Below are 8,200 nucleotides of genomic sequence, written 5' to 3'. Positions count from 1 at the left end.
CGCTTGTCGAGCGCAACGGCGGCCGCCGTGTTTTCCGGACCCGCTTGGCCTGTCTGCTCGGCCTACTTGAACGCGAGCCAGGCGATGGCCGCGAGGACGGCCACGGCGACCACGGCGCCGAGGATCAGGCCGATGCGGGAGCCGCCACCGGAGGCGTTGGACTGGCGGCCCTGGGGGGCCTCGTCGACGAACGCGCGGAACATCTGGGTGCTGCCGGCGGGGTCGTGGTTGCCCTGCGGGTTGTGGGTGTCAGCCATGCCCCGAGACCCTAGCGAATCCCTGGCCGGGGGCCCAAGCGGGGTGCTGTGCAGGTCCGGTGCGGCTGGGTGGGGGTTCGCGTGGCCATGCCTGCGGCGCACCTGCCCCTCCGGTGGGGGTGCGCGCAGCCGCCGAGTGTCTGGACGGAACAGGGGAGACGTGCACCCCCTGTTTACTGCCGCCAATACTTGCCTTTGCCAAGTTTTGAGGCCCCGGACCCCCGTTTTATTTGCCTGCGGCAACCATCAATCTCTATGGTTGCTCTAAGCAACGAATGGGAGGTGCCGTGCCCGATCAGGCGCCCTACGAAGAGCTGGTCCGGCAGTTCAGCGCCTTCGGAGCCGTGAAGAGAGAGATGCGCCGCATCATGCCGGCCGACTGCCAGAGCGGCTCCGCAGCCGTCCTGACCCTGCTCAGCCGCCACGGCGACATGCGCATGAGCAAGCTCGCCGAACTCCTCGCCGTGGACATGTCCGTCACCAGCCGCCACGTCGCCCACGTGACCGAACGCGGCTGGATCGAACGCTTCCCCGACCCCGCGGACAAACGCTCCCGCATCCTGCACCTCACCCCCGCCGGCCAGGCCCAGCTCGACGAGATGTTCCGCCGCACCACCCAGCTGCTCGCCGAACGCCTCGCCGACTGGTCCGACGACGACATCGGCCGGCTCGCCCAGCTGATGGGCCGCCTCAGGGACAGCTTCGGCGACTGCCGCACCGCACCTCCCGCCCAGACCACCCGTACTCCCGCACGCACCTAAGAGAAGGAAGCCCATGGCAACGACCACACCATCCGGTGTGCGGGCTCATGCCAAGCACGGGGGAGGCTCCTCCGACAGCACTGCTCCGATGACGCACCGGCAGATCATGGAGGCTCTGTCCGGCCTGCTGCTCGGCATGTTCGCCGCGATCCTGTCCTCCACCATCGTCACCAACGCCCTGCCGGAGATCGTCTCCGACCTCGGCGGCGGCCAGAGCGCCTACACCTGGGTGGTCACCTCCTCGCTGCTGGCGATGACGGCGACCACCCCGCTGTGGGGCAAGATGGCCGACCTGGTCAGCAAGAAGGCGCTGGTCCAGATAGCCCTGATCATCTTCGTGATCGGCTCCGTCGTGGCCGGCCTGGCGCAGAACCCGGGCATGCTGATCGGCGCCCGTGTCATCCAGGGCCTGGGCGCCGGCGGTCTGGCCGCCCTGGCGCAGATCATCATGGCCGCGATGATCTCCCCGCGGGAGCGCGGCCGTTACTCGGGCTACCTCGGCGCGACCTTCGCCGTCGCCACCGTCGGCGGCCCGCTGCTCGGCGGTGTCATCACCGACACCAGCTGGCTGGGCTGGCGCTGGTGCCTGTACGTCGGTGTGCCGTTCGCCGTGATCGCGCTGCTCGTGCTGCAGAAGACGCTGAAGCTGCCGCTGGTCAGGCGCGAGGTGAAGGTCGACTGGGCCGGTGCCTTCTTCATCACCGCCGCGGTCTGCCTGCTGCTGATCTGGGTGACCTTCGCCGACGACAAGTACGCGTGGATGTCCTGGCAGACCGGGGTCATGGTCGGCGGTTCGGTGCTGCTGACGCTGGTCTTCCTGGTGGTGGAGACGAAGGCGAGCGAGCCGATCATTCCGCTGCGGCTGTTCCGCAACCGCACCATCACGCTGGCCTCGCTGGCCTCGCTGTTCGTCGGCATCGCGATGTTCGCCGGCACCGTCTACTTCAGCCAGTACTTCCAGCTGGCCCGGGGCAAGTCGCCGACCATGTCCGGCGTCATGACCATCCCGATGATCGGCGGCCTGTTCGTCTCGTCCACGGTCTCCGGCCTGATCATCACCAAGACCGGCCGGTGGAAGTCCTGGCTGCTGGCGGGCGGCGCGCTGCTGACCGCGGGCCTGGGCCTGCTGAGCACCATGCGCTACGACACCCCGTACTGGCACATCGCGCTCTTCATGGCGCTGCTGGGTCTCGGCGTCGGCATGATGATGCAGAACCTGGTGCTGTGCACCCAGAACCAGGTGGCCCCGACCGACCTGGGCGCCGCCTCCTCCGTGGTGACCTTCTTCCGGTCGCTCGGCGGTGCGGTGGGCGTCTCGGTGCTGGGCTCCGTGATGGCCACCCGGATCAGCCACTACGCCGAGGACACCATCGGGCAGCTGAGCCCGAAGGAGCAGGCGGCCGCCGCGCAGGTGTCCGGCGGCGGCTCGATCCCGGACATGGACCTGCTGCCGCACGGCATCCGCGAGTGGCTGGAGAGCGCCTACGGGCACGGCATCGCCGACATCTTCCTGTACGTCGCGCCGATCGCCTTCCTCGCCTTCCTGGTGACCCTGTTCATCAAGGAGGTCCCGCTGAAGACCTCGGGCGCGCTGGCGCAGGCCGCCGAGGAGGAGAAGGAGAGGGAAAAGGAGAAGGGGGAGGAGGCGGTTCCGGCTGTGGTGGGGGCTGAGCCCGCGGGGGGCGAGGCTCCGCAGCAGCAGCCCGTCGCCGTCGCTTCGGCGGGCGGTGAGGCGGGGGCCTCCAGCTCCGGTGTCCCGGTGCGCGGTGTGGTGCGCGGGGACGGGGGTGCGGCCGTGCCGGGGGCCGCGGTCACGCTGATCTCGCTGGCAGGCCGGCAGCTGGGGCGGTCGGTCGCGCAGGCCGACGGGTCCTACGTGCTGGACGCGCCGGGCGCGGGCTCGTACGTGCTGATCGCCTCCGCCGACGGCTACCAGCCGCAGGCCTCCACCCTCGTGGTGAACGACGAGCCGGTCTCCTACGACGTGCTGCTCAGCGGCACCAGCGGGCTGACCGGGGTGGTGCGCGCCGCGGACGGCGGGCTGCCGGTGAAGGACGCGATGGTCGTGGTGACCGATGTGCGCGGGGATCTGCTGGCCACCGCCACCACCGGTGAGCAGGGCGAGTTCGCGCTCGCCGAACTGGTGCCGGGCACGGTGACGGTGGCGGTCAACGCCGAAGGGTTCCGGCCGCGCGCCCTGCCCGTGGAGGTGGGCGGCACCGGGATCACCCGGATCGAGGTCGACCTGGAGGCGGGGGCCCGCATCCAGGGGATCGTGCGGGCGCCGCACGGTCCGCTGGCCGACGCCCGCGTGACGCTCGTCGACGGGGCGGGCAACGTCGTCGGCACGGCGACCACGGGCTCGGACGGGGCGTACGCCTTCACCGACCTGGACGCCGGCGAGTACACCGTGATCGCGACCGGCTACCCGCCCGTGGCGACGGCCCTCACGGTCGCCGGGCAGGGCATCGACGGCCACGACATCGAGCTCGCCCACCCCGGCGAGTAGCCGGATCCCGGCCCGCGGCGGGCGGGCGTGCCCGGAGGGTTTCGGGTGCGCGGTCCGTCGCGGGCCGGTTCCTTTGACCCAAGTGTGTGTTGTGCAGGGAGAAACGGGATGGGACTGACCGCGAGGATCCGTACCAGGGACGGATGGGCCGTGTCGCACGCGGTCGTCACGGTGACCGACATGAGGGGCACGCAGGTGCTGCGGGCCGAGGCGGACGCCGAGGGAGCGGTACGGGATGCGACGCCACTGGCGCCGGGCGCGTACACGGTGATCGTCACGGCGGTCGGCTACGCGCCCGCCGCCGCGAGCGCCCTCGTCACCGCGAGCGGGCGGGCCGAGGTCGGCACGGTGACCCTGGCCCGGCAGGGCGGGACCGAGCTGCCGCCGCCGGGGCCGTGGACCATCGACCCGGCGCACTCGAGCGTGGCCGCGGTCGCCCGGCACCTGGGCATCTCCAGTGTGCGCGGCCGGTTCACCGAGTTCGCCGGGAGCGTGGAGGTCGCGCCGGACGACGTCACCAAGTCGCGGGTGGAGGCGGTGATCTCGGCGGCGTCCATCGACACCGGCAACGGCATGCGCGACACGCATCTGCGGTCCGCCGACTTCCTCGACGTGGAGCGGTACCCGGAGATCACCTACCGGTCGACCGGGCTGACCGGGGCAGGGCCCGACCGCTGGACGGTCCACGGCGAGCTGACGATGCGCGGGGTCGTCCGGCCGGTCGACCTGGACCTGGCCCATGGGCACGGGCCAGGACCCGTGGGGCGGCACCCGGGCGGCCTTCCGCGCCACGGCCGAACTGCGCCGGGAGGACTTCGCGATGAACTACAACCAGATCCTCCAGGCGGGCGTCGCGGCCATCGGGACCACGCTCAAGGTGGAGCTGGACATCCAGGCGGTGCAGGGAGAGTCACTGCCGGCCGCTTGAGGCGCCCTCGGCCGTACGCGCCACCAACTGGTCGCACAGATCGCGGAGTTTGATGTTCCGGTTCTGTGAGGCGCGGCGCAGCCGGTCCAGGGCACGGTCCGGGGCGATCCGTTCGTGGGCCATGAGGATGCCGATCGCCTGGTCGATGACGCTGCGCGAGAGCAGCGCGGTGCGCACATCGGCGGCGGTCTGCCCCAGGCGCTCGATGCGCAGCGCCGTGTCGATCGCGTCCGCCGCCCGGGCGGCGAAGACCTGGGCCGCCGAGCGGCCCTCGGCGAGCGAACCGGCCTTCTGGCCATAGAGGTTGAGGGCCGCGCTCGGCTCGCCCTCCTCCAGCCGCAGCGGGACGGCCAGCACGCTGCACACCCCGGCGGCCAGCGCGTAGCGGGCGAACCGGGGCCAGCGGTCGTCCCCGGCCAGATCGGGGACGTACTGCTCGGCACCGGTCTCCGCGGCCGCCGTGCACGGGCCCGCACCGTACTCGTACCGGCACAGGTCCAGGCCGCTCGGCGGTCCGCTGCTGCCCGCGAGGGTCAGCAGACGGTCCGCCCGCCGCACTGTGACGCTGCTCGCCAGGGCGCCGGGCATCTCCCGCACGGCACGGTCGGTCAGATCGCGCAGCAGCGTGTCGAGCCCGCTGCTGCGGACCATCGCCTGGTCCAGAGTCTCGGACATCTCGGGAGTCATGACCGTACGGATATCCCGTCGGCCCGCGTGCACGCCCATGAGGTGGGTCACCGGGCGAGCGCTTCCCCGCGGGGTGCGGGCGTGGTGCAATGGATCAAACGGGTGAGGAAACGGCCTTGCCGGTATCCGGACGAATGTCTGTCAGGTGAGTACCGTGTCCGTCCCGCCCCGACTCCGTGCTGCGCACGATCCCCCCGGCCGCCTGCTGCTGCCGCTGCCTCCCGAGATCGACTTCGGCAACGCCTCCGAGGTGCTCGCCCTCGTGCTGTGCGCGGTCCGCTGGGCGCCCGGCCGCCCCCGGGTGCTGGTCCTCGACTTCACCGGCACCGGCTTCATGGACTCCCAGGGCGTCCGGCTCATCGGCGACCTCAGCAAGCAGCTGCACCCGGAGACCCGCGTCCATGTGGTGGCCCGCCCGGACAGCACCGCGGGCCGGGTCCTGGAACTGACCCGGCTGCGCCGGGACGTGCCCGTGTACGACAACGCGGGGGACGCGCTGCGGGCCTGGGTGCCGGAGACGGGGAGGGGGTAGGGCCGGATCAGGGCCGGATCAGGGCAGGATCAAGGCCGGATCAGGATTGGTCGGGATCGGTCGGGACCGGTCGGGATCGGAGAAGGCCGGCTAGGAGCCGTCGGCCGGATCGGGGGTCTCCCGGGCGACCATCGTCTCGATGCCGGCGATCATCAGGTCCAGGGCGAAGGCGAAGTCGCGCTCCAGCATCTCCTCGACGGTGTCGCCGCCCCGCGCCTTCATGATCTTCGTGGACTCCTCGATGACCTCGGCGGCGTCCGGCGCCCGGGTCGCCGCGCTCAGCGCGTGCTCGTGGTACTCGTCCGGGGTCATCCCCGTCTCCGCGACCCGGGCGAGGAAGTGGCCCTCGATGGTGCCGTAACCGTAGACGAACTGGAAGACGGCGGCGATCGCCCCGGTGCGGCGGTGCACGGGCAGCCCGGTCTTGCCGATCACCTGCTGGACCACCCGGGAGAAGGACAGCGAGTTGGGCCCGATGTTGAGGAAGCTCCCGGCCAGCGGCGACACCCAGGGGTGGCGCACCAGCATCGAGCGGTACTCCCGCGCCAGCGCCCGCAACTGGTCGCGCCAGTCCTCACCGGCCTCCGGGTCGGGGAGGGCGAGCTCGCCGAACACCTGGTCGAGGGCGAGCTCCAGCAGGTCGTCCTTGGTGTCGACGTACCAGTAGAGGGACATCGCGGTCACGTTCAGCTCGGCCGCGAGCCGGCGCATGGAGAACTTGGCCAGCCCCTCGGCATCCAGCAGCCGTACGCCGGCGGCGGTGATCCGGTCCCGGTCCAGCCCGGACGGCTGCCCGTCCCCCCGCCGGCCCCGCCGGGGCTTGCCCTCCAGCCAGACGCTGGTCCGTGAACTCCCCCGGCCTGCTCTGGCCATGCGCACCCTTCCTGCACTTGTCGACACCGGCCAGCCTAAGCGCCCTCGCCGAGGCACCGGGAGCCGCGTCGCGCCCGGCCGGCCCGTGGCTTCCGGTAAGCGGAACCTCTGGGACCGCTTGGCGTCTCAGGTACGTTCTCCCCGCTCCGCGCGCCTGAGCAACAGCGCGGCGAGCAGTCCGCCGAGCAGCACGGCCGCCGCCCCCACCAGCTGGCTGCTCTCCAGTCCGGAGGCGAACGCCTCGGTCACCCGTGCCCGCTCCTGCGCCGAGTCCGCGGCGGCCAGCGCCGCCGGCAGCGAGCTCGCCGCCACCGGGATCAGGGCCGCGAAGCGTGCGTTGAGCACCGCCCCCAGCACGGCCACGCCCAGGCCGTTGCCGAACTCCGCCAGGGTGCCGTTGATCCCGGCCCCGGCGCCGGCCTTCTCCGGCGGGATGGAGCTCATGATGGCGTGCGCCATCACCGGGGTGCCGACCGCGGTGCCCGCCCCGATCAGCACCAGGCCCAGCAGCGTCCCGGCGTAGCCGTGCTCGGTGAGCGTGGCGATCGACACCAGTCCCGCGGCCATCACCGCCATGCCGAGCGCGATGGCCGGCGGTGCCCCGAGCCGTGCGGCCGCCTTCGCCGCCAGGCCGGAGAAGTTGAGCGCCACCACGGTCAGCGCCAGCGGCGCGGTCCGCAGGCCCGCCTCCAGCGGCCCGTAGCCCAGCACGAACTGCAGATGCTGGGTGAGCAGGAAGAGCGCCCCGCCCATGCCGAAGGTGATCAGCACGGCGCCGGCGACCGCACCGGTGAACCGGCGGTTGGTGAAGAAGTGCAGGTCGAGCATCGGATACGGGATGCGGCTCTCCCAGTACGCGAAGACGCCGAGCACCACCACCGCTACGGCCGTCGTCCCCAGGACGCGGGCCGACGTCCAGCCGTGCTCGGGGCCGGAGATGATCGCGTAGACCAGGGCGGCCATGCCGATCGTCGACAGCAGCGCGCCCAGCAGGTCGGGGCGGTCGCCGCGGGGCGCCTTGGACTCGGGCACCAGCGCGACGACGGCGATCAGGCCCAGGGCCGCGACCGGCAGGTTGATCAGGAAGATCGCGCCCCACCAGAAGTGGTTGAGCATGAAGCCGCCGACCAGCGGGCCGGTGGCGAAGCCGAGTGCGTTGACCGCGCTCCAGATGCCGATGGCCCTGGGCTGCTCGTCGGGCGTGAAGATCTGCATCACCACGGCAAGGGTGGTGGTCAGCAGCAGCGCGCCGCCGACGCCCATGCCCGCCCGGGCCGCGATCAGCTGCGCGGAGGAATCGGCGAGTCCGGCCACCAGGGAGCCGGCGCCGAACAGGACCAGGCCGGCGATCAGCATCTTCTTGCGGCCGTAGCGGTCGGCGGCGCTGCCCGCGGTGAGCAGCAGGCCCGACTGCACCAGTGAGTAGGCGTTGATCATCCACTGGATGTCGGAGGTGGCGGCGTTCATCTCGCGGGTGAGCGAGGGGATGGCCACGTTCAGGACGGTGTTGTCGAGCAGCACGGTGAGCTGCGCGAGACAGATGACTCCGAGAATCAGCCAGCGCTTCGAGTCGCCCGGCGCCTTCGGGGTCGCCTCGGGCGGGGCCGCCTGCTCGTTGGGGGACGTCGTCATGCTGTACACCGTATAAGAGAT

At 71.7% G+C, this 8,200-nt stretch carries 7 protein-coding genes and 1 pseudogene; 4 read left to right on the top strand and 4 right to left on the bottom strand.

Features of this window, described 5'->3' with window-relative positions; translation table 11 throughout:
• Positions 1 to 62: 62 nt before the first annotated feature.
• Positions 63 to 257: a hypothetical protein gene (locus tag ABD207_RS30535; RefSeq protein WP_344016521.1), complete on the bottom strand. Its 195-nt coding sequence runs from the start codon at positions 255 to 257 to the stop codon at positions 63 to 65.
• A 275-nt stretch (positions 258 to 532) separates the two neighbouring features.
• On the opposite strand from ABD207_RS30535, the gene ABD207_RS30530 reads away from it, so the two are divergent.
• The 3 genes and pseudogenes from ABD207_RS30530 to ABD207_RS30520 all read left to right on the top strand — a co-directional run bounded on the left by ABD207_RS30530 (position 533) and on the right by ABD207_RS30520 (position 4,455).
• Complete coding sequence (locus ABD207_RS30530; RefSeq protein WP_425580875.1) at positions 533 to 1,018, top strand: MarR family winged helix-turn-helix transcriptional regulator; 486 nt, start codon at positions 533 to 535, stop codon at positions 1,016 to 1,018.
• An 88-nt stretch (positions 1,019 to 1,106) separates the two neighbouring features.
• Complete coding sequence (locus ABD207_RS30525) at positions 1,107 to 3,527, top strand: MFS transporter (protein ID WP_486388840.1); 2,421 nt, start codon at positions 1,107 to 1,109, stop codon at positions 3,525 to 3,527.
• Positions 3,528 to 3,635: 108 nt separating this feature from the next.
• Positions 3,636 to 4,455 (top strand): annotated as a pseudogene (locus ABD207_RS30520) (YceI family protein).
• On the opposite strand, the gene ABD207_RS30515 reads toward ABD207_RS30520, so the two are convergent.
• Positions 4,438 to 5,130, bottom strand: a complete 693-nt coding sequence (locus ABD207_RS30515; protein WP_344016517.1) for an ANTAR domain-containing protein — start codon at positions 5,128 to 5,130, stop codon at positions 4,438 to 4,440. The pseudogene ABD207_RS30520 and the gene ABD207_RS30515 overlap by 18 nt on opposite strands.
• Before the next feature lie 157 nt (positions 5,131 to 5,287).
• On the opposite strand from ABD207_RS30515, the gene ABD207_RS30510 reads away from it, so the two are divergent.
• Entirely contained in the window at positions 5,288 to 5,674 is a 387-nt protein-coding gene (locus ABD207_RS30510) for an STAS domain-containing protein (protein WP_344016516.1), read from the top strand.
• 90 nt (positions 5,675 to 5,764) lie between these two features.
• Here the strand turns inward: ABD207_RS30510 and ABD207_RS30505 are convergent, their stop codons facing one another.
• On the bottom strand, positions 5,765 to 6,547 hold the full coding sequence (locus ABD207_RS30505; protein WP_344016515.1) for a TetR/AcrR family transcriptional regulator: 783 nt from the start codon (positions 6,545 to 6,547) through the stop codon (positions 5,765 to 5,767).
• 126 nt (positions 6,548 to 6,673) lie between these two features.
• Positions 6,674 to 8,179 (bottom strand): MFS transporter, encoded by a 1,506-nt coding sequence (locus ABD207_RS30500; protein WP_344016514.1) that lies wholly within the window; start codon positions 8,177 to 8,179, stop codon positions 6,674 to 6,676.
• Between the last annotated feature and the right edge of the window lie 21 nt (positions 8,180 to 8,200).

The organism is Streptomyces thermospinosisporus, assembly GCF_039526425.1.
In the GTDB taxonomy this organism is placed as follows: domain Bacteria; phylum Actinomycetota; class Actinomycetes; order Streptomycetales; family Streptomycetaceae; genus Streptomyces; species Streptomyces thermocarboxydovorans.
This window is presented reverse-complemented; position numbering and strand designations above follow the sequence as displayed.

Coding starts and splice junctions, on each gene's coding strand:
- ABD207_RS30515 (WP_344016517.1), bottom strand. CDS start 5,130: ATGTCCGAGACTCTGGACCAGGCGATGGTCCGCAGCAGCGGGCTCGAC.
- ABD207_RS30535 (WP_344016521.1), bottom strand. CDS start 257: ATGGCTGACACCCACAACCCGCAGGGCAACCACGACCCCGCCGGCAGC.
- ABD207_RS30500 (WP_344016514.1), bottom strand. CDS start 8,179: ATGACGACGTCCCCCAACGAGCAGGCGGCCCCGCCCGAGGCGACCCCG.
- ABD207_RS30525 (WP_486388840.1), top strand. CDS start 1,107: ATGACGCACCGGCAGATCATGGAGGCTCTGTCCGGCCTGCTGCTCGGC.
- ABD207_RS30505 (WP_344016515.1), bottom strand. CDS start 6,547: ATGGCCAGAGCAGGCCGGGGGAGTTCACGGACCAGCGTCTGGCTGGAG.
- ABD207_RS30530 (WP_425580875.1), top strand. CDS start 533: ATGGGAGGTGCCGTGCCCGATCAGGCGCCCTACGAAGAGCTGGTCCGG.